Source organism: Pedobacter frigidisoli, from assembly GCF_004331675.1.
Taxonomy (GTDB): domain Bacteria; phylum Bacteroidota; class Bacteroidia; order Sphingobacteriales; family Sphingobacteriaceae; genus Pedobacter; species Pedobacter frigidisoli.
In genome coordinates this window covers 1-22,081 of the sequence record NZ_SJSN01000023.1, presented here as the reverse complement: position 1 = coordinate 22,081, position 22,081 = coordinate 1, and the positions used below count along the sequence as shown (strand labels likewise).

The following is a 22,081-nucleotide window of genomic DNA, read 5'->3' as shown; positions in this document are numbered from 1 at the left end:
CCTAGTATCCCGAAAAATTTAATTCCAAATGCCTTTCTCTCTTTGAATTTTCAAAATTCCAATTGTTGCATTTTGAAAATATTGTGGCTCTTTCTCTAAAATTTCTTTAAGCATTATATTTTTATTTATTAGTGAATTAAGGTATTTAGTTACTAAGGCATGTTGTCTTGAATTACTACTTAAAGACCATTTTGCTGTTGCACCCGCTAAAAATAAATTCAAATCGGTTCGGTTTTCAATATAAGGTGCATTTGCTATAATATTGTCCAGATATTTTGTGCTACCAGTTGCAAAAAAAGAAGACCAATTCATATCATTTAGCGATGTAGATATTTTAGTTTTGGAATAAATTGTATCAATGTTTGATGATAGGAGAAAGGTTAATAATTGTTTAAATTCAGGTTTTTCTACCAAATTTAATTTTTTTGCAAAATCACTTTTTATTGTCTTATCATTTATAAATGCCGCTCCAAAGAAACCTGTTAAAATAGGACTTAGTTTATTGTAATCCATTGGAGTTTTGTTTATAAAATCAACTGCTTTATCAACAACATCATTATCCTTGTGTAAATAATAAGTTTGTAGTATTTGTCCAAAATCTCTATTCATATTTTGTGCGAATGAAATTTCGGACAACATTAAGGTTATTGCTAGAATTATTGTTGCTTTTTTCATGTTTGATTTTTAGTTTGTGGTTTTAATTAAAAAAACTTAGCTTTTATGCACATCCTTAAACTTAATCATATCAAATAATCTTTGTTCCTTTTCATTATCAAAGCCACAAGAAGTAGTAAACTCTTTTGGGTTCTCGTAAGTTCCAAATAACATATCCCACCAAACAATATCGCCATAATTATTACTATGTTTTTCATATTCATGATGAATACGATGCATTTCAGGTCTTTGAAAAATATAACCGATCCATTGAGGGGTTTTAACATTGGTGTGGTAGAAGAATTCCCCCAGTGCTGTGCAAAGCGTATAAATTCCGCCTGCCTCAGGATTTAATCCCAATAAAGTGTAAACTAAAAGACTTCCAATTATCGAATTAACGGTCATTTCCAAGGGGTGTTTATAAAACGATGTAATCACTTCCAATCGTTGCGGACTATGGTGTATTTGATGAAAACCCAGCCATAAAAAATCTACGGTATGGCGCCACCTATGCCACCAATAAAAAATAAAAGTCGCAATGAAGTAAGCAATAATTCCTCCCAGCCAATTCGGAACGAAATTAGACAGTTGAAAAACGGATATTGACGACAGCCATTTTTCCCAAGTATAACCAGCCAAGACAACAATGCTGAGCTGAATAAAATTTACGCCTAAAACCCTAATGGTCCAAGTGGAAACATTTGGGAGCTTCCATCCCGGTTTGATTCTTTCGATAACAAAGCAGAAACCAAATACGATAAAGATTATAACTAGCATAGAATTTTGATTTATTTACCAAATCTATGCATGTCTTTGTTGCTGACTTTTGACAAATGTCAAAAAATTATTTTTGCTTTCTAATTCTACTTAATGTTTCTTGAGATATTCCTAAGTAAGATGCAATGTGCCCTAAAGAAACGCGTTGAAAAAGTTGGGGATTTCTTTCTAAAAGGTTTTCATAACGTTCTTTTGCGCTTAGCATGCGCAATTCATTAGCTTGCAACTCATTTCGCATGTGGTAATATTCGGTTAGCTTTCTCCCCGAAAAATTGAATTCCATGAATTTCAAGTACATTTCATCAAGTTTTTCTCGCCTTACCGCAATGAGCTTGCAATCTTCTAATGTTTCAATATATTCAAAGCTAGGCTTGCCAGTATAGAAGCTATAGACAGAAATAAGCAGCTCATTTTCGAATAAGAACCAAGTATTGGTTTCCTTACCAGCCTTATCTAAGTAATAAATTCTGGCCGCACCAGTTACTATAAAGTAGATGATGTTACTACGTTCTCCAACACTTAAAAGTTTGGTTTTCTTTTTAACCTCAACTATTTCACTATTTACAATAATAGCCTTTTTGATTTCCTCCTTTAATGGAAAGATGGCGTTAAAAAGCCCAAACAAGTTGTGATAATCTCCGTAAAATGATGTTTCTGACATGTATAATTTTTAAACGGGATATAACTTGCAATAGAAATGCTCTTCAAATATATTTTTAATTAGACAAACTCAGCTTATAAATAATTGTCTTCAACTCGTCTGTATCACGATCTTCGCAAAGCAAAAACTCAATTTTGCCTTTATCCTGATTCAAAACGGAGATGCCCTCAAATTTCTGATGACTAGAAATCCTGTGCGTAAAATTAAGCTCCATGGTTTTTTTATTGAGACTACCAATAAAGCTTCCCAAAATCTCCCCATCGGTATAAGTGGATTTTGTGTCTTCAGCTGTGGAAATAAAGAAGATTTCATTACCTAGAAGTACGGCATCGGTAAAGGATGATTCTACATGATCGATGTTGGGTAATTTAATAGGCAAAAATCTAATTTGTTCCCCATTTACTAAATCTTGACCACGAATGATAAAAATCCCATTTTTCGAATCAAATCCATTTCCTCGGTTAAAAAGTAACCATTCATCGCCAGTAAAGATCGCACCCTCAATATTAAAATTCTTGTCATCGATTTTAGAAATTTCTTGGAGTTTGCTATAAACTTCTTTTAAATCACGCTCCACAACTTTTTTACCAAAAAGATCGAACTCAATCATTAGATTTCTTTTTATTGTAGATCCCGATCCTAAAATGTATAGCTTGTTTTCGTGGTAACAAAGCGCCTCAAAATCTGGTTTCTGAACTTTTGCAATATTATCCAATTGATTTAAATTCTTATCGAATAGGATTTGAATCTTTTTGAGTTCTTTGGTCTTGATGTTGTATTCATTCAAATTTCCGCTGTTATCGCCGATGATATAAAGTAAGTTACGATGTAGAAATAAGCCCGAGGCGGCACCAATTCCTTTGATTTCGGTGAAAATTTCTAAATGGGTTGAATGCATTTTTCAAGATATAAAAAAAGCATCAGTTCTTAACCGATGCTGATCTATTAAATGAGACTGCCATCCCGAAACTTCGGGAATGAAAAATCGAGTCTCGCAATTGACGATTTTTTATGCCATTAAACTTCGGTTTCCCGACTCCTGACCTCGGACTCCAAACTACTTTTTCAACCCAATTTCTCTTAATCTTTCATCAAGATATTCGCCAGCAGTCATGTCGCTGTAGGCTTTTGGATGTTCAGCATCAACAGTAGATGGCAAACTGGTTAAATCCATATCACTCCGTGGATGTAAGAAAAACGGCACCGAAAATCTCGAAGTTTTCATTAATTCACGAGGTGGATTAACCACTCTGTGCGTTGTAGATTTTAATTTGTTATTAGTTAAACGTTGCAGCATGTCGCCTACATTAACAACGATATCAGTATGGTGCGCTTTGATTGGCAACCATTCATTGCTGCGGGTTAAAACTTCCAAACCATCGGCACTTGCGCCAATTAAAAGTGTAATCAGGTTAATATCTTCATGCGCACCAGCACGAACAGCATCATCAGGAATAACCTCTGGATTTTCGATAGGGAAGTAGTGGATTCCTCTTAAAATCGAATTTCCATTGTGAACGTGCTTGTCGAAATAATCAATTGGCAATTCTAAATATGTAGCAATTGCCCTTAAAAGTTGCGTTCCGTTTTCCTCTAATTTTTTATAAATAGCTCCTGTTACCTGATTAAACTCAGGTAATTCTTCCAAAACCTCGTTGTCTGGATATTGATCCTTAACGGGATCGCCATCTGTAACCTCCTGACCAATTTGCCAAAATTCTTTTAAGTCTGGCGTTTTTGCTCCCTTTGCAGTTTCTTTTCCTGCACTTGTATAACCGCGTTGGCCAGCTAATTCTGGTTTCTCGTATTTTCTTTTCGTTTCTACTGGTAAACCGAAAGCTGCTTTAATGTTTTCGTAAAGCTTATCAATCAATTCCTGGCTTAAGCCATGGTTGGTTATCGTTACAAAGCCAGAATCGTTGAAAGCTCTGCCCAGTTCATCAGAAAATTTTTTGCGGTCTTCTTCAGACCCGTTGATGTACGAGCCTAAATCTAAACAAGGAATATACGGTGTAGACATAATTTTATTTTTAATGTTATACGAATTTAAAAAAGAATTGTTAATAAGTGTGATTGAGCTTAAAAATTGGCGTTTAAAAATTTACAAATCAATATTTTAAGTTATTAACACTAACAACTAATTCCACATAATGTTACGATTGTCATGCAAAATCCATTATTAAGTTACTAGAAACTATCATGGTTTCTTTTTCGTAATATAGATAGGTTAAAGAGAAACGTGATAGTAGATTCTCAATTTAAATACACACAAACAAATGAAAAAAATAATTTTAATCTTATTAGCTGTTTTAGCTTTAAATCAAGCTAATGCTCAAGGAAAAAAAACAGAAAAGGCCACTTTCGGAATGGGCTGTTTTTGGTGTACTGAAGCAATATTTCAACGTTTAAAAGGCGTAACATCTGTAAAATCGGGTTACGAAGGTGGTACATTAACCAATCCTACTTACGAGGAAGTTTGTACCGGCGCAACCGGACATGCAGAAGTTTTGGAAATAAACTACAACCCAATGGTAATTACTTACGATGAATTATTGGAGGTTTTTTGGAAAAGCCATGATCCTACAACCCTTAATCGCCAAGGTGCAGATAGCGGAACACAATACCGTTCTGTAGTTTTTTACCACAATGCTGAACAAAAAGCTTTGGCAGAGAAATATAAGGCAGAGTTAAATAAAACGAATGCTTTTGGGAAGAAAGTAGTTACGGCAATTGAAGCTGCAAAACCATTTTATGTTGCAGAAAACTATCATCAAGATTACTACTTAAAAAATGGTAGCGAGCCTTATTGTAGAGCGGTTATTTTACCAAAAATGCAAAAGCTAGAAAAAATATTCAAAGCTAAGCTCAAAAATTAAATATTTATGTGGCGTTTTGATTCTAAGGTATCAAGACGCCACGTTTTACTTCCAAAGTCCCTTAGCTTTTTCAATTAATTCTCCACCTTTATCAGTTATATCTTTCTTTCCTTTTTCAATAGTTGATGGTTGTGTGTAATCGCTCACCGAATTGGAAAGGGCTTTAAACTTTTTAACTCCCGCAAAGATTTCTTCTGTATGCGGCACGCCTTTTTCTTTCATCAATTTTTCCCAATCTACTTCGAGAGTATAGAAAACATATACTTTGTAGCGATTTTGCCCATGAAAGCTTTATCATAAACGCCTTTTAAAGCTGCATCAGATTTTCTATCCTTTACATAATCTATTGTTTGCTGAATTGCTTCTCTTTCACTTTCAGAAAATAATGGGCTTTTTTTAAGCTTCTCCAAAGCTGGAATGGCTTTATCTGGGTTTTCTCTCTTGAGGTTTAAGTAACTATCAATTCCCCAAACCAATTCATTTTGCAGACCAAGTTTATCCATGTCTTTTAAAAATAGATCGAAATCTTCTAATGATCTTTCTTCATCAACCTTGCGTTCCATCCTCATTCTATCAAAACCTCTAAAGAGATAATTCATGCTGTGAAATGCAGTATGCGTTTGTTCATCACTTAGCCGGCTCCAACCGAAAAATGCTTTTGTGTAAGGCAAAGGAATACTTTCATTTTTATCTAACCATTTGATGTTTCTTGATAATCCATCCTCAGATAAATAGAATAGATTATTGCTGAAGAATAGGAACCCACGGACAAACTCGAGCAAGGTTTTCATTTCAGAATCTTTGAGTAGCTCAGGCTGCGTTTTCGAACATTCATAAAGTGCAAACGGCTGTCCCAAATCTCTCGTTGTTAAAACCAGCATACTCAAAACGGCATGTTCAACATTTTGATAATAAGCTTTTTCGGTATTTTGGAAAAAGTTGTTGGATGTTTTTTGTCCGGTGTACATGGCAATAAAACCATCTGTTAATGGCGGGAAAATATCTTCATCGGTTTCTTTTACAAAACCCTTAACTGAACGATATTCTTTATACATCATTAACGCATCAATAACCGAAATGCTTTCCTTGCTATTTGGGTTGATGGTTTTCATCGTTCGATTTACACCTTCCACCTGTTTGGAGAATTTTTGATATTCGGGCATGGTAGTGTCTTGAACAGCGGCCATCCTAACCGCAATTTTTGCAAACTTGTAAAATACAATTTTATCGTAGTTGATGTTTTCCTCCAGTTTGGCTTTATCTAGTTCTAACAAAACTTGATCGGTTTTCTCACTCGAACAGCTAAAAGAAAAAAACGTTATTGAAAAAACGAAAGCGAATTTGGTGGTAGTTTTCATCAAAAAATAATTAGCCATTAAAAATAACTTTTTTCAATAAAGAATTAAAGATGAATGTGTATCTGCAATGATTGAGTTTGTTTTTGTCGGAAAACGTTTATTATTCGCATGATTGAATGTGTCTTTTGATCCTTAGTTTCGCATAGTAAATTCATCATGATAAATTTTTTTACAACATAAGCACGGTTTCTAATATTAATTTAATGTCTTTTTTTAAGCAGGAGCTAAAGTTTTAAGGATTTGGACTAAACTTTGTTAATGCTTTACTAGATATGAGTATTTTTTAAATTTTTTAATACTTTTTTTAAGTTTTCATCACTTAAAATTCGTGCTATGTTTAAAATGATTCTAAATTTGTAACTCCTTTAACATAAGATGACAAAAAAGAAAAAGACAGTTGGTAAAACTGACGCTGATGTAATTTTAATAGGGGCTGGCATAATGAGTGCTACCCTTGGTGTTTTATTAAAACAATTAGAGCCGAATTTAAGCATAGAAATTTACGAACGTTTGGATATTGCGGCCGCAGAAAGTTCTGATGCTTGGAATAATGCCGGCACTGGTCACTCTGCTTTTTGTGAGTTAAACTATACTCCTGAGAAAAAAGATGGTACTGTAGAAATTGTAAAAGCTGTACAAATTGCTGAACATTTCGAGGTTTCCAAACAGTTTTGGTCTTATCTTATCGAAAAGGGATTAATTTCTGATCCTGAAAATTTCATTCGCAAAATTCCCCACATGAGCTTTGTATGGGGTAAAAAGAATGTAGATTATCTTAAAAAACGATATGATGCCTTGCAGAAATGTGATCTTTTTAGCGACATGGAATATACCGAGGATACTGAAATCGTAAATACTTGGGCACCATTGATTATGGATGGTCGTAAGAAAGGTGAAAAAGTTGCGGCTACAAAAATGGATTTAGGTACCGATGTTAATTTCGGTTCGTTAACCCGCGATATGTTTAATCACCTTAAGGAGCAAAGTAATGTTAGCCTTAACTTCAATCATGAAATTCGTGATTTGAAGAAAAATAAGGATGGCAACTGGAGCATAAAGGTTAAGGATTTAGAAACTGGCGATAAACGCAAACGTGTTGCTAAATTTGTTTTTATCGGTGCTGGAGGTGGTTCTTTGCCACTTTTAGAAAAATCTGATATCCCTGAGGGAAAAGGTTTTGGCGGGTTCCCGGTGAGTGGCCAATGGCTGAAATGTACCAATGAGGAAATTATTAAAAAGCACCATGCAAAGGTTTACGGTAAAGCTGCAGTTGGTGCCCCACCAATGTCGGTTCCGCATTTAGATACCAGAATGATTAATGGCAAACAAGCTTTACTGTTTGGTCCTTACGCGGGTTTTTCGACTAAATTCTTAAAAAATGGATCATTTTTAGATTTACCAAAATCGATTAAGTTTAACAATATCCGTCCGATGCTTTCGGCTGGGTTACATAATCTAGATTTAACGAAATATTTAATCGAGCAGGTAAGGCAATCTCCTGAGGATAGGTTGGAAGCATTAAAGGAATATCTGCCAACAGCCGAATTAAAGGATTGGGAATTGGAATATGCCGGGCAACGCGTTCAGGTAATTAAAAAAGACGAGAAACAAGGTGGAATTTTAGAATTTGGAACAGAGGTGGTAAGTGCTGGCGATGGTTCTATTGCAGCATTATTGGGTGCATCTCCAGGTGCATCTACAGCAGTTTCGATTATGTTAGAGCTTTTAGATCGTTGTTTTAAGGATGATTTGGCAACCGAAGAATGGCAAGCGAAAATTAAGGAAATGATTCCTACCTACGGAAAAGAGTTGGCCAAAGACGAAGCATTATGTAAATCGACCAGACAAAGAACTTCCAAGATTTTGAAAATAGACGAGGCCTAACCAACATAGATTAAATAGAAAAGGCTTTGCAATTGCAAGGCCTTTTTTGTAATTAATATTTTACTTTCGGTTTAAGCTGCAATAACTTCAGCAACCTCTTCGGCAGAAATATCGCTATGAGAAGCCTCTAATACACAATCGCCATCTTTAATTAACAGAATTTGTGGCGATTGGTGTGCTACTTGAAATAAGCTAGCGATTTCATTCGAAACATCGCGATAGCTAATCAAATCTAAAAAGTAAAGTTTCGTGTTTTCTGGAATAACATCCCAGCTAAATTCGAAATTTCTCTTAGCCATCATACTGATGGAGCAACGCGTACTGTGCTTAAAAATAAGGCTGTATCCGCTTGCGGCTTTTACCTCGTTAAGCTGATCTATTGAAGTTAAGTTAACCCAAGTCATGATTTTATAAATATTGTTTTACAGATAAACACCTGCAGTTTAATAATGTTCTGCAAATGACCTGAAAATGAAAATTCGGAAATTTTGAAGATTAGTTTCTTCTGCGTTTACCTTCAGGATATGAACCGTAAGCCGGGCAAAGCTTAGAAGAACAAGATTCTAATATGGTAATGGTGCAAAACACCGCCAATAACAAAATGGCTACTTTTTTCATCTGTATATAATTGTTTTTTAACGGTAATGAAGCTATCTTGATAAACAGGATGGTTTCATTGAATGGGACAAGTTTTGAAACTCTAAGGTACAAATAGTTTATTAAAACGCAATTCTAAATTTTAGCAGAAAAATCGGCCATTTTAATTGCTGTAATTGCAGCCTCGTCACCTTTATTACCATGTTTGCCACCAGCACGATCTTGTGCTTGCTCTAAATTATTGGTTGTTAATACACCGAAAATAACCGGCTTGCTATATTTTATGCCAACGTTGGTAACACCTTGTGCAGCTGCATCGCAAATAAAATCAAAGTGTTTGGTATCGCCTTGAATTACGCAACCCAAGCAAATTACCGCATCGATGTCGCTTCTTTTGCTCAATAAAATCTCAGCACCTCCAGTTAATTCAAAACTTCCGGGAACAGGCAATGAAACAATATTTTCTTCCTTAACGCCATTTTCCAAAAGGGTTTTTAATGCACCATTGTAAAGTGCACCGGTAATTTCAGCATTCCATTCGGCAACAATAATTCCGAATTTATAGTCTGCTCCATTTGGAACTGTTGTGTGAGAGAAATCGGATAGGTTTTTTAATTGACTTGACATGGGGCAAAGATAGTGCTAAGCATGTAATGTTAAAAGAGGTTAATGTTTAAATGTTGTAAGTTTATTTTGGCTGGTAAATGTTTACTTTAGAATAATAATCAGATATAAATTTAAATTGTTTATGGAAATCAATTCGCTATTCCATCTAATACTTTAAAGGCCCTAAATATGAAAAACGCTCTACATTCATTATTCTTATTCTCCATTTTTTGCCTATTTTCCTTTAAAGCATTCCCCCAAAATAATCCAGAATTTTATAAAAAGGGATTTAAAAATGTTGATTCGTTAGCCATCGCAGCGAAGCCGAAAGAAGCTTTAATTATCCTCAATAAATTAAGTGTTAATGCTAGAGCAGATGGAAATACACCAATGCTCATCAAATCTGTAATGTATAGCATGTTGTTTCAGAGTTATTTGGAGGAAGATGCATTCTCGAAAATTATAAAAGCGTTAAAGCAAGATGTTTCCTCGGCCAAGCAGCCTGCTAAAAGTATTCTTCAATCGATATTGGCAGAAAGCTACTGGAAGTATTATGAGCAGAACAGTTACAATTTAATGAATAGAACTAATGTTCAATCGAATTTGGGTGATGACATTAAAATCTGGTCGAGAAACAAATTTATTGACGAAACCATAAAATATTACCTCGCCTCACTGGCTGATGTTAAATTATTGCAGAGAACCAGGATAGATAGCCTAAGCGACATGATGATTGGAGATAATTACAGCAGGTATTTGCGACCAAAGCTTTATGATATTTTAGCCTATCGGGCAATAGCGGTTTTGATGAATACGCAGCTGGAAATAAATAAAACTGATGATGTAATTAATTTTAATGATGAGAAATGGTTTGGCGATTATCAATCATTTTTAGCAATTGAGATTCCAAAAACCGATACAACATCATTTGCTGCCAAAGCTTTTGATATTTTTCAAACCCTAATTAAAACACATAGTTCAACACAAAATATTGGCGCTATTGCAGATGCAGATTTAAAAAGACTCAATTATATATTTCTGAGAAGTACCCGTGAGGACAAGTTAGAACTTTACAGCAAGGCGCTCCAAAAGGTGTCCGAATATTCAAAAAGATCAGAGATTTATGCTGATGTATTGTTCGAACTCGCATCAAAAAAATATGAAAGTAGGTTTTCTCAAGATCCAAAGCAACTGCCTAATTTAAAAGAATTGGTTGGGATTGCTAATCGGGCAATTAAAGCTTATCCAAATAGTATTGGCGGAAAGAATTCAGAGAAACTTGTTATCGATATTAAAAATAGATCGCTAAACATGACGATGAAAGAGTTTCTTCAGCCTGGTAAAGCGGCTCAAATGCTTTTTCGATATAAAAGTGTAGATACCATTTATTTAAAGCTTTTTAAACCGAGTTATATGCTCGATCCGAATGCACTAAATACCAAATCTGCATATACAAAGTTTCTGGCTGGAAATAAGATGGAGAAAGAGTGGACTATAGTTTTGCCTGTAAATAAAGACTATCAAGAACACTCCATTATAGATAAATTAAATGGCCTAGAGATTGGAAACTATGTCATCATCGCACAAAGTACATTAGACAGTAATGACCGGAATGCTGCCTATAACTTTGTTAGTTTTAGGGTAACCAATTTGGCGGTTACAAACAGGGTATCCGGCGTGATGAACCATCAATATTTTGTAGCAAATAGTTCTACTGGAGAAGCAATTGAAAATGCTTCAATTCAGGAAAAGATGAGCGAATATAAAAATGGCAAATCTGTTTTAAATAATAAAGGGACGCTGTTGACAGATGAAAATGGTTTTGCAGAAAGTGTGTTAAACACCTCAGTAAATAAAATTGTGGTGAACCACGGTAGCGATTCTATCGCAATGGATATCAATCAAAAATGGTATCAGTATCAAGCCAAAAAGGAAAAGGTAGTTTTATTTACAGATAGAGCAATTTATCGCCCAGGTCAAACTGTTTTTTACAAAGGAATTTACTTCGAATACGAAGATTACAAGAATAGAATTTTAAAGCAGCAAAGCATAGATATCACCTTTAAGGATACTAACTGGAAAGACATCGAAAAGTGTACGAAAATTACCAATGAATATGGTACTTTTCAAGGTTCGTTTATCATTCCAATGGGTAAGCTAAATGGTAGAATGAATATTTCAACTACTTACGGAGCTATTCAAGTACAGGTTGAGGAATACAAAAGACCAACTTTTGAAATTGTATTCGATAAGTTGAATAAAAAGTATAATCTAAACGATAGCATTCGTTTGCAGGGCAAGGCAATTAGTTTTTCTGGTTATGCCGTAACTGGCGCTAAAGTAAAATATACCATTACTAGAATCATTTTGGCAGAGTTCGGTCGAGTTTATGGCATTAATACGTTTAAACAGATAGCTGTTGGAAAAACGGAAACGAAAGCAGATGGGGGTTTTGAAATCAACTATATGGCTTTGGCTGATAGCGGTAATATCAATGCATATTCTTATCAAGTTAATGTTGAAATCACGGATCTTAATGGAGAAACAAAAACTAAAATGCTCACTGTTAATGCTGGTAAAAGTGATGTGCTTTTAAATGTCTCAATGCCTACAAAACTCTTTTTAACTGCCAAGGTTGATAGTATTCCTTTCCAAATTACCAATTTAAATCGCGAATCTATAAAAGGAAAACTAAGTTCAGAATGGTATTTTTTAGTTAATCCCGATCGCCCTATCTACCCGAGTTCTTTCTACAATAAAACAGAGAAATATAACCTAAGCAAAGAGGAATTTCTAAAGTACTTTCCAAATGAGGAATATAACGGAGATGCAAATCCAGAAAACTGGAAAGCAAAAAAAGTTGATTTTACACAGCATGCCAATGTAGGTATGGGTACTGGGAAAATAGCGGTCAGTAGCAAATCAATTCCAGCAGGATATTACAAAGTTAGGTTTAAGGCAATAAATGAGGCGCAAGATTCTACTGTTGTGGAGAAAATTGTTCGTGTTTATAAAGAAAGTGCAGAAAAGATTCACTTGAGTAATGAATGGCTTGTTGCTGAGAAAACAACGATAAAACCAGAACAATTTGCTGTTTTTAGGTTAGCGAGTATTGTACCAAATGCAAAAGCCTATTATGAGGTATATTACAAAGATAAGATTGTAGAAAAAGTTTGGCTAAAAGCGTCGCCAAAGCAAACAATTATTAAGATTAAGCCTCAATTAGGTTTTGTTGATGGCTTTGCTGTTCAATTTACCATGGTGCAAAACGGTAGAATTTTTCAATCGATGAATGAGGTTTCGATTATAAATACTGAGGATAATCTTGACATTAAATTTCTAACATTTAGAGATAAACTTCAGCCGGGAGAAAAAGAAAGTTGGAAGCTCAGTATCACCAACAAAAGAGGTGAAAAACAAATGGCAGAAATGGTGGCTTCTTTATACGATGCTTCATTGGATGATTTGAAGCCCATGAGCTGGGATAATATTGTAACTCCTAAATATGATTACCAAAAATACTTTTGGGGCTTTAACTTAAATAATTTATTAAGTGGAAATGAATTTTGGTTTCTGAAAAACTACGCGAACTATTTCGATATTACCCGAAGAGCTTATGAGGTAATCAATTTTTACGGATTTAACTATAATAGTTACGATCCAAAATATAGTTACAACCAATTCTTGAGGGGCCTAGAAACAGATAGGCGCAAATTTATTTCAGAAGCTGCAAGTAAAAAGCTTGATGAGCTAAAGGCAACTGGTAAAATTTACGGCGTTGTAACTGATCCTGATGGATATGCCTTTCCTGGTGTTTCTATTAAAGCAGGAAATAAAAAAACTTCTACAGATCAATATGGGATTTACAGCATTGACGCCAAGATAGGAGAGGAATTAAGTGCTAATTTCATAGGATATACTTCGGCATCCTTAAAAATAGGATCGACAAAACGCATAAACTTTAGGTTAGAAGAAGATGGTAAAGGTCTGAGCGAAATTTCTGTTGTAGGTTACGGAACCCAAAAGAAAAGCGATGTAACAGGATCTGCAACAATGTATGATGACAAAGATCCAACATTGAGGCAAGAGGTAGAAGCTAACAGAATAGTTCTTAGAGAAATTAGAACCACACCTGGTTTAAAATATAATTCTTCGGGCGATCCATCACCAGAAACGTTAAGGGATGCCATTGCTGTAGATGATAACCAGGTTTATGATTTCCTGAGTATAAAGGGCTACGATCCTAAAACCGATACTTATATTGTTAATGGCAAACCCGTTAAAAAAGCCAAGGTTATTCCAAGAACAAATTTTACAGAAACCGCTTTTTTCTATCCTCAATTACAAACCAATGAAGCCGGCGAAATTAATATCGAGTTTACCATTCCACAATCATTAACCCGGTATAAAATGATGGGGTTTGCGCATACGACAGACCTTAAAACGGCGACCATAACCAAAGAATTGGTAACTCAAAAGCAACTTTCTATTTCTGCAAATGCACCCCGCTTTTTTCGTGAGGGCGATTCGATTTTATTCAGCGCTAAACTGAACAATTTATCTGGAAAGGCGATTGATGGAAATGCAATTTTAGAATTAAGAGATGCGCTTTCTGGAAAGATCATTTCAATTTTTGGAAAAGATGTAGCAATCGTACAAAAATTTCAATTGGCCAACAATGGTAATCAATCCTTGAAATGGTCGTTAATTATCCCATCGGGAATTGGCGCAATTACCTATAAATTAATTGCACAATCGGGAGATTATTCTGATGGTGAGGAAATGACGATTCCTGTTTTACCGAACAACATGCTGGTTACCGAAAGTATGCCAATCAATGTTAGAGGTGGTATGAATAAAACCTTTACAATGGATAAGCTGTTAAACTCTGGCGATTCAAAAACATTAAAAAATCAATCCTTAACATTCGAATTTACCTCAAATCCTGTTTGGTATGCGGTACAGGCATTGCCATATTTAATGGAATACCCTTATGAATGTGCAGAGCAAACGTTTAGCCGGTTTTACGCAAACAGTTTTGCTACGGGAATTATCAATTCATCACCAAAAGTTAAAACCGTTTTCGAATCTTGGAAGCACGTTGATAATGGCGTAGCCTTACTTTCCAATTTGGAGAAAAACCCAGCTTTAAAATCAATTTTATTGGAAGAAACACCTTGGGTTAGAAATGCCGAAAATGAAACCGAACGCAAAAAACGTTTGGCTGTACTTTTCGATCTCAACAGGATGACTTACGAACTAAAAGCAAATTTCGAAAAACTCGAAAATATGCAGTTTAGCAATGGTTCCTTTCCTTGGTTCTCGGGAATGCAAGAAGACAGATATATTACCCAGCACATTACTTTGGGGCTAGGCCAATTGCAACACCTTAAATTGGTTGATGAAAAAGCCTTTCCAAAACTGAACCAAATGTTAAGCAAGTCAATTAGTTACCTTGATGATAAATTGGTAGTAGATTATAAGGATGCGCTAAAAAATAAAATCACTTCAACTTATCTTCCCACTCATTATTTGTATGCCAGAAGTTATTCCATCCAGAAAAATGCGAATCTAGATTTTGTAAAGGCACAACAATATTTTATCAAAAGAATAATTAGCGATTGGAAATATATGCAGCCTTACCAATTGGCACAATCGGCTTTAATTTTAGAGCGAAACGGTAACCATACAGAGGCAATGAAAATCATTAATTTGTTAAAGCAAACTGCGCAACAAAGTGATGAAATGGGGATGTATTGGCCGAAAAACCAAAATGGTTGGTGGTGGTATCAAAATCCAATTGAAACTCAAGCTTTGTTGATCGAAGCATTTGATGAAGTGGCAAAGGATACGAAGTCAGTTGAGGAAATGAAGATTTGGTTACTAAAGAATAAGCAAACCAACGATTGGAAAACCACCAAGGCAACCGCTGCGGCTTCGTATGCATTGCTGATGCGAGGCTATGATTTGTTAAATGAATCTGCAACTCCAGAAATACTAATTGGCGGAAAAACGTTTGCACAATTGGGAATAAGCGAGTCACCAAAAGAAGCTGGAACAGGTTATGAAAAAGTGGTGATCCTCGGTAAAGATATTAAACCAGAAATGGCGAAGGTACAAATCAAAAACAACAATAAAACGGTGTCATGGGGTGCTTACTATTGGCAATATTTCGAACAATTGGATAAAATTACATCTGCTGCAACTGGTGTAAAAATTAACAAACAACTATTTCTGCAAAAGCAAACTGAAAAAGGAAATCTATTAACGCCTTTAACAGCAACCAATGTTTTATCTCCCGGAGATTTGATTAAGGTTCGGATAGAAATTTTTTGTGATCGGGATATGGAATACATCCACTTGAAAGATATGCGCTCTTCGGGTTTTGAGCCTGTGAATGTGATTTCTCAATATAAATATCAAGACGGTTTAAGCTACTACGAAAGCACAAAAGATGCCTCAACAAACTTCTTCATCAGCTATTTGCGTAAAGGAACTTATGTTTTTGAATACCCATTGAGAGTTACACATTCAGGGAATTTTTCAAATGGAATAACAACGTTACAAAGCATGTATGCGCCAGAGTTTACCACGCATTCTGCAGGAGTTCGGGTTACTGTGAGGCCATAATTTAGGTAAGTTGGATGCCGCCGTAAGTGGCACCAATTGGTATGATTTTCTCGCCAACCCAAATTTGACTGCGATCGAATTTTGTAATCTTGCTTTTTGGAACGATAAACGCTCGGTGGCAGCGAATAAATTCTGATTTTGGCAATAGTTCTGCCAAGTCGTTTATCGTTATTCTAGAGCTTAAAAGCTTGTCCTTAAGTTGGATTTGAGTGTAATTTCCCGAAGCTTCAACATAAATGATTTCGCTTAATTCCACCTTAATTTGTTCATAACCATCTTTAACGAAAATGTATTCGGTTTTGGTCTCCAGCTTCTGATTTCGAAGATTAAACAACTCTTGAGCTTTGTTGCAAGCCTTTAAAAAACGAAAAAGCGAAAAAGGTTTTAACAAATAATCAACAGCATCAAGTTCAAAACTTTGCACCGCATGTTCGGTGTAAGCCGTAGTAAAAATGACCATCGGCGGATTGCTTAAACTCTTTAAAAAATCAATGCCGCTAATGTCTGGCATTTTAATATCCAAAAAGAGTAAATCAATTTTATGCTGTTGCAAATAACTAATAGCCGCAAAGGCATCGGTAAAGGTTTCCTGCAATTCTACAAACGGAACTTTTGAAGCATGTGATTTAATTATCTCAAGCGCAATCGGTTCATCATCTATAGCAATTGCAATCATATTTTTTTCTTTGCGGCAATATAGTAATTAGGACTAACCCAACTGCAAAGTTAAATGAACAAAGAATTCGTTTGCACTTTCGCGAATAATCAATTCGTGTTTTCCATGATAAAGTAAGGCCAAACGTTGTTTTACATTTTCTAAACCAATACCACTTTTTAGTTTCTCCGGATCGTTATCTGCCTTAATGTAAATGCTATTGCTCACATCGAAATACAAGGTGCTTTCTTTGGTTTGCAGCGTCATTTTGATATAGGATGGTTGCTGTAAACTAATGCCATGTTTAAAAGCATTTTCTATGAAAGGAATCAACAACATCGGCGTAATTTGCAAGTTGTTAAGTTGTTCTTCAATGTGCGAATCTATGCTGATATCTGCCGAGCGAGATGTTCTTAACTTTTGTAGATCGATGTAATTATTAAGGTACTCAACCTCTCGTGTTAGCGAAATTTTATCTTGGGTATTTTCATGCAGCATGAACCGCATCATATCGCCGAGTTTTTGTATTCCCTCGCCAGTTCTTTCTGCTTTCTCTTGTAATGCTGTGCCAAATAAAGTGTTTAAGGCATTAAATAAAAAGTGAGGATTAATTTGCGATTTAAGAAAATTTAAGCTTGCATCAGATTTTCCCAACTCAGTTTTCAGCATTTGTATTTCCGTTTGCTTTTCAAACTTATGTTTATAAATGTACCAAGCTAATGGCGTAGAAATGCAAATTAGGCTGATTGAAGTCAAAATTAACGCAATGGGAACAGCAGGTCCATTTCTCATAAACCCAACAAGTAGCAATAGGAGTAGCAGGCAAATCATTGCAGATATTGCCACATTACCCCAAAAATATCGGCCAAAACCTTTACCTATTTTTCGAAGATTTGGAATAGTGTAATAAATTGAGAGGAATACAAAAATAATATTTACCGGGGGAGCAATTAAGCAAATAACCACGATTTCGTAATCACGGGTTGGAGAAAATACAACAGCAAATACCATTAAAGTAATTAACCAGATTTTTATCGAGGTGAAAATTTCTAGCTTGATATTGGAATTAAAGCTCTTCAAAAATGAAAGCTTTTCTAATAATTCCATTCCCTTTTCACTGAAATAGGCATATATATTAAAAAGGAGGTAAAGCAAGAAAATATAAGTAAAAGCTTCGCCAAATAAAATATCGTAAGCATGGCCAATATCATCATCTTCTATTAAGCGATCGGCTTGAGAATAAGTGTTGGCAACCATCCAAATTAAAACCGAAACTCCGGTAACTATGACAGTAAGTACAACATTCAACACGATGTTATTCTTTTTAGCCAGTTGTGGCATAAAGCAAAAATTAATGAGCAAAAAGCTGATGTAGAGAATGCTAATTTTAAAAATTTCTGGTAGAAAGAAATTGCTTAATCGGCTGTAAGAAATGTGATTCTCGATAAAACGATAAGCGTTTGCTGTGCCATAGCTTGTTGAAGTGCAAATGCCAATCACCGCAAGAATGTATAACGTAGTAGAGATCCAAAACTCCAATTGATTGATGTTTTTTGTTTTCGTTTCAGCCGGGTCGCCAGAAAGTATGATCATTTTATTTTTGGTTTATGGTACAATTCTACAAAGACTTCGCAATTCGATTTTTAAAATGTGATGGATTATCGAAAAAATGTGATGAATGAATAGGATTCTCATGATTTCAGGACTTTAAATTAATCCAAATGCTGCATCCATTAACAAACATATTTCTGCAAAGCGATCAGAATGTTAACTTTGAGCTTAATATTTAATCATTCAAAATCCAATAATTTAAGATGGTCGTATACGGAATTCCAAATTGCAATACAGTTAAAAAATCGCTCGATTGGCTTAAAGCGCACAAAATAGATTTCGAGTTTCACGATTTTAAGAAAAAGGGCATCACTCCAGAAAAATTAAATGAATGGTGTAACACTTTTGGTTGGGAAACTGTATTAAACCGAAAAGGCTTAACTTGGAAAAAACTCAACAAAGAGGAACAGGCCGAAATCGATAATCAAGAAAAAGCCATTAACTATTTAATCGAAAATACCAGTGCCATTAAACGTCCGATTATTGAAAAAGATAGTCAGGCTATTTTAATTTCCTTTGATGAAACCAGATATAATGAAACACTTGGCTAATCCATTTGTTATAATGTTAAAGTATGTTAAAAGCAGCTTTTGAATGTCGAACTAACTTACTTTTGAATATGTATAAGCTGATCATCTTTCTCGTTCTTGCCTTGCCATTCGGCGCTCTAGCACAAACAGTTACCACAGGTACTGTTTTCGATTATTCTAAAAAAACGCTCACTTTACCGGGCGTAAATATTCGAAACCTAAATAGTAAAAAATCAACAAACACCAATAAGGAAGGTAAATATACCATTACTGCAGCCGTTGGCGATTTAATCGAATTCTCGGCAGTGGGATACCATACCGATACTTTGTACTTAACCAATCTTTTAAATAGAACCATTTATCTGCCCGTTAAATCTACAAACCTTGCCGAGGTTAACGTAGAGGCTGTTAGGATGAATAGCCAAATTACTGATGCCAAAGATCCTCTTGCAGAAAAATATACGCTATTAAATACTGGCGGAAATCTGAATAGAAAAAGAATGACCGATAAGGTTGGGGGTTTAAATCTCAATCTAGGTTATGGCAAATACAAAAGGCAACAACGTAAGGAAGCAGAATTAAGTGAGCGAGAAATGTACCTCGAAGAAATTGACGAGAATTTTTCGCAAAATGCGGTTGTCGATTTAACAAAACTTCAGGGAGAGGATCTTAAAAACTTTATGATTATTTATCGTCCATCTGTAGAGCAGGTAAAAGCAGAAAGACCATATCGTTACGCTTATTATATTTCTCGTGCATTTGTTGCTTGGCAAAAACTAACGCCACAACAAAGAAAATTGCAAGATTTACCTAAACTTAAAGCTAATTAATACTCACTTTTAATTCCTTACTCACTTTAAACGTAAAATTATAACCACATATATTCGCTATATGTGGTATTTTTTTATATTTACCACCGATAACTTATTATAAATATGAAAATTAAACTATTCACCCTGTGTATAGCTTGTTTCGCTATTATTTTTTCTTCAAGTGCGCAACAAACCACACAGGCACCGCCTAAATCTAATTATAATCCATCTGAGGCATTCGGCCCACTGTTCTACACACAAAATGGAAATGAATTCCGCTCTGCCATTGGTGCTCCTGGACCAAAATATTGGCAAAATCGCGTAGATTATAATATTACTGCCAATCTTGATGACAGCAAAAGCATGGTTACTGGAACGGTTACCATTACTTATAAAAATAATAGTCCAGATAAATTACCTTATTTATGGTTACAATTAGATCAAAATACTTTCAAGGAAAATTCTAGGGGCAAGCAAATTACGCCATCACGTAGCCGTTACGGCGCACAGGGCGAAAAATTCGATGGAGGGTATTCGATAAAGAACGTTAGTGTTTCGCAAAAAGCTGCGGCTGTAAAATTTACTTCTTTGGTAGAAGATACCCGTATGCAAATCCGCTTAGACCAACCATTGGCTGCAAATGGAGATATTGTTACCATTAAAATGGACTATTCTTACATTGTTCCCAAACTGGGATCGGATAGAACTGGTCACTTAACCACCAAGAATGGCGAAATTTTCGCCATTGCACAATGGTTCCCACGTATGTGTGTTTACGATGATGTAATTGGTTGGAATACTTTACCATATTGGGGTGGTGGTGAGTTTTACTGCGAATATGGCGATATAAATTTCGCTATAACTGCGCCAGCAAACCACATTGTAATGGGTTCTGGAGAATTATTAAATCCTCAAGAAGTTTTTACGGCAACCCAATTACAAAGATGGAATGCAGCAAAAACCAGCGATGCAACAGTTCATATTCGCACAGAAGCTGAGGTTACAGATCCAAAATCTCGTCCTGCAAAAGATAAGTTAACTTGGAAATTTAAAATATTAAATGCTCGTGATGCGGCTTGGGCTTCATCAAAGGCTTTTGTTTTAGATGCTGCTCGTATTAATTTGCCGAGTGGTAAAAAATCTCTGGCGGTTTCGGCGCATCCTGTAGAAAGTAATAGTTTAGAAGGCTATGGTCGTGGTGTTGAATATGTAAAATCAACAATCGAACATTATTCTGCAAAGTGGTTCGAATATCCATATCCAATGGCTGTTAATGTGGCTACAAATATTGGTGGAATGGAATATCCAGGTATTGTTTTTTGTGGTTGGACAGCTAAAAAAGGCGATGCATGGGGTGTAATCGATCATGAATTTGGGCACACTTGGTTCCCAATGATTGTAGGTTCTAACGAGCGTAAGTATGGTTGGATGGATGAGGGTTTTAACACCTTTATCAACGGAATTTCTTCGAAAAGCTTTAACAATGGAGAATATGCTGAAAAGGGAGAAGACATGAATAACATGGGTAAAAACGTTATTGGCAATCCTAGATATGAAAATATTATGCAAATGCCCGATGGTATGACTGAGGGAAATATTGGTGTAAATTTATATGCTAAACCAGGTTGGGGATTAAACATATTAAGAGAGCAAATTTTAGGCGAAGACCGCTTCGATTATGCTTTCCGCCAATACATTAAAAATTGGGCTTTCAAACACCCTACACCATTCGATTTTTTCCGATCGATGGAAAATGCTGGCGGAGAAGATCTAGCTTGGTTTTGGAGAAGTTGGTTTTTAAATAGCTGGAAAATGGATCAAGGAATTGAAAGCGTAAAACCATTAAAAAATGATCAGTTTTCGGGTTATATAATTAATGTTTTAAACCTCGAGAAAATGCCAATGCCCATTATACTTCAAATTAAAACTAAAAGTGGTAAAACAGATACCATAAAAATTCCGGTAGATGTGTGGATGAAATATACAAACTGGGTTGTACGTTACCCAACAACAGAAGAAGTTGTATCAGTAGTTCTAGATCCTAATAAAGTATTGCCTGATTCTAATCCAGATAACAATACTTGGACAGCTTCGGCTAACTAAAAAATAAACTAAACGCCCTGAATTTCAGGGCTTTTTTTTTTGGGTGCGCCGGGCATGTCAATCGACTATAGGGTTAGAGTCCCGAACACGCTTAGCAGTAGGAAGTGTTAGCCAGAGACAAGGGTGTCGTGGGTGACTGCGAATCTGAAGGAAGTCCGCGGCAAATATGGGGGCCTACGAACAGAAACTGTATATGAGGCGGATTTAGTCCGGGTGATGTTGCCCAACAAACAGAAGCCCAATACTGCACGGGGACTATTACGTATATACAGAGGCCACATCCATAGGAAGTAGATTGTCCTACCCCGGGAGATCTGAATGAGTTCT

Annotated in this window: 17 protein-coding genes; 6 read left to right on the top strand and 11 right to left on the bottom strand. The window is 35.5% G+C overall.

What is annotated here, in order from left to right:
* Nucleotides 1–18 precede the first annotated feature (18 nt).
* The 5 genes from EZ449_RS20620 to EZ449_RS20600 all read right to left on the bottom strand — a co-directional run bounded on the left by EZ449_RS20620 (nucleotide 19) and on the right by EZ449_RS20600 (nucleotide 4,112).
* A complete protein-coding gene (locus EZ449_RS20620; RefSeq protein WP_131562497.1) occupies nucleotides 19–675 on the bottom strand; it encodes a hypothetical protein in 657 nt (218 codons plus the stop codon).
* A gap of 36 nt (nucleotides 676–711) precedes the next feature.
* Nucleotides 712–1,431, bottom strand: coding sequence for a sterol desaturase family protein (locus tag EZ449_RS20615; RefSeq protein ID WP_131562496.1), 720 nt, complete (start codon nucleotides 1,429–1,431; stop codon nucleotides 712–714).
* A gap of 67 nt (nucleotides 1,432–1,498) precedes the next feature.
* On the bottom strand, nucleotides 1,499–2,092 hold the full coding sequence (locus EZ449_RS20610; protein WP_131562494.1) for a Crp/Fnr family transcriptional regulator: 594 nt from the start codon (nucleotides 2,090–2,092) through the stop codon (nucleotides 1,499–1,501).
* Nucleotides 2,093–2,147: 55 nt separating this feature from the next.
* Nucleotides 2,148–2,990 carry a DUF6929 family protein gene (locus EZ449_RS20605; RefSeq protein WP_131562492.1) on the bottom strand — a complete coding sequence of 281 codons (843 nt, stop codon included), beginning with the start codon at nucleotides 2,988–2,990 and terminating at the stop codon, nucleotides 2,148–2,150.
* A gap of 159 nt (nucleotides 2,991–3,149) precedes the next feature.
* Nucleotides 3,150–4,112, bottom strand: coding sequence for an isopenicillin N synthase family dioxygenase (locus EZ449_RS20600; RefSeq protein ID WP_131562491.1), 963 nt, complete (start codon nucleotides 4,110–4,112; stop codon nucleotides 3,150–3,152).
* Nucleotides 4,113–4,368: 256 nt separating this feature from the next.
* Here EZ449_RS20600 and msrA point away from each other — a divergent pair, with 256 nt between their 5' ends.
* The gene (gene msrA / locus EZ449_RS20595; protein WP_131562489.1) at nucleotides 4,369–4,968 is read left to right on the top strand and encodes a peptide-methionine (S)-S-oxide reductase MsrA; all 600 of its coding nucleotides are present in this window, start codon (nucleotides 4,369–4,371) and stop codon (nucleotides 4,966–4,968) included.
* A 45-nt stretch (nucleotides 4,969–5,013) separates the two neighbouring features.
* Here the strand turns inward: msrA and EZ449_RS22750 are convergent, their stop codons facing one another.
* Together EZ449_RS22750 and EZ449_RS20590 are read right to left on the bottom strand one after the other, a co-directional pair.
* Nucleotides 5,014–5,190, bottom strand: a complete 177-nt coding sequence (locus EZ449_RS22750) for a hypothetical protein (RefSeq protein WP_165499825.1) — start codon at nucleotides 5,188–5,190, stop codon at nucleotides 5,014–5,016.
* A 14-nt stretch (nucleotides 5,191–5,204) separates the two neighbouring features.
* Nucleotides 5,205–6,326 (bottom strand): short-chain dehydrogenase, encoded by a 1,122-nt coding sequence (locus EZ449_RS20590; RefSeq protein WP_131562487.1) that lies wholly within the window; start codon nucleotides 6,324–6,326, stop codon nucleotides 5,205–5,207.
* Nucleotides 6,327–6,701: 375 nt separating this feature from the next.
* On the opposite strand from EZ449_RS20590, the gene EZ449_RS20585 reads away from it, so the two are divergent.
* Nucleotides 6,702–8,210 (top strand): malate:quinone oxidoreductase, encoded by a 1,509-nt coding sequence (locus EZ449_RS20585; RefSeq protein ID WP_131562485.1) that lies wholly within the window; start codon nucleotides 6,702–6,704, stop codon nucleotides 8,208–8,210.
* Nucleotides 8,211–8,281: 71 nt separating this feature from the next.
* Here the strand turns inward: EZ449_RS20585 and ytxJ are convergent, their stop codons facing one another.
* Nucleotides 8,282–8,614, bottom strand: coding sequence for a bacillithiol system redox-active protein YtxJ (gene ytxJ, locus EZ449_RS20580; protein WP_131562483.1), 333 nt, complete (start codon nucleotides 8,612–8,614; stop codon nucleotides 8,282–8,284).
* A 328-nt stretch (nucleotides 8,615–8,942) separates the two neighbouring features.
* On the bottom strand, nucleotides 8,943–9,434 hold the full coding sequence (gene ribH / locus EZ449_RS20575; RefSeq protein WP_131562481.1) for a 6,7-dimethyl-8-ribityllumazine synthase: 492 nt from the start codon (nucleotides 9,432–9,434) through the stop codon (nucleotides 8,943–8,945).
* A gap of 168 nt (nucleotides 9,435–9,602) precedes the next feature.
* Here ribH and EZ449_RS20570 point away from each other — a divergent pair, with 168 nt between their 5' ends.
* The gene (locus tag EZ449_RS20570; RefSeq protein ID WP_131562479.1) at nucleotides 9,603–16,043 is read left to right on the top strand and encodes an alpha-2-macroglobulin family protein; all 6,441 of its coding nucleotides are present in this window, start codon (nucleotides 9,603–9,605) and stop codon (nucleotides 16,041–16,043) included.
* Nucleotide 16,044: 1 nt separating this feature from the next.
* Here the strand turns inward: EZ449_RS20570 and EZ449_RS20565 are convergent, their stop codons facing one another.
* Together EZ449_RS20565 and EZ449_RS20560 are read right to left on the bottom strand one after the other, a co-directional pair.
* Complete coding sequence (locus EZ449_RS20565) at nucleotides 16,045–16,719, bottom strand: LytR/AlgR family response regulator transcription factor (RefSeq protein WP_131562477.1); 675 nt, start codon at nucleotides 16,717–16,719, stop codon at nucleotides 16,045–16,047.
* A 33-nt stretch (nucleotides 16,720–16,752) separates the two neighbouring features.
* Nucleotides 16,753–18,291, bottom strand: coding sequence for a sensor histidine kinase (locus EZ449_RS20560; RefSeq protein WP_131562475.1), 1,539 nt, complete (start codon nucleotides 18,289–18,291; stop codon nucleotides 16,753–16,755).
* Between the two features lie 221 nt (nucleotides 18,292–18,512).
* Between EZ449_RS20560 and EZ449_RS20555 the strand changes: the two genes are divergently transcribed.
* The 3 genes from EZ449_RS20555 (at nucleotide 18,513) to EZ449_RS20545 (ending at nucleotide 21,754) form a co-directional block, all read left to right on the top strand.
* Nucleotides 18,513–18,860 carry a Spx/MgsR family RNA polymerase-binding regulatory protein gene (locus EZ449_RS20555; protein ID WP_131562473.1) on the top strand — a complete coding sequence of 116 codons (348 nt, stop codon included), beginning with the start codon at nucleotides 18,513–18,515 and terminating at the stop codon, nucleotides 18,858–18,860.
* 68 nt (nucleotides 18,861–18,928) lie between these two features.
* Nucleotides 18,929–19,669 carry a carboxypeptidase-like regulatory domain-containing protein gene (locus tag EZ449_RS20550; RefSeq protein ID WP_165499824.1) on the top strand — a complete coding sequence of 247 codons (741 nt, stop codon included), beginning with the start codon at nucleotides 18,929–18,931 and terminating at the stop codon, nucleotides 19,667–19,669.
* A 105-nt stretch (nucleotides 19,670–19,774) separates the two neighbouring features.
* A complete protein-coding gene (locus EZ449_RS20545; RefSeq protein WP_131562469.1) occupies nucleotides 19,775–21,754 on the top strand; it encodes a M1 family metallopeptidase in 1,980 nt (659 codons plus the stop codon).
* Nucleotides 21,755–22,081: the final 327 nt, after the last annotated feature.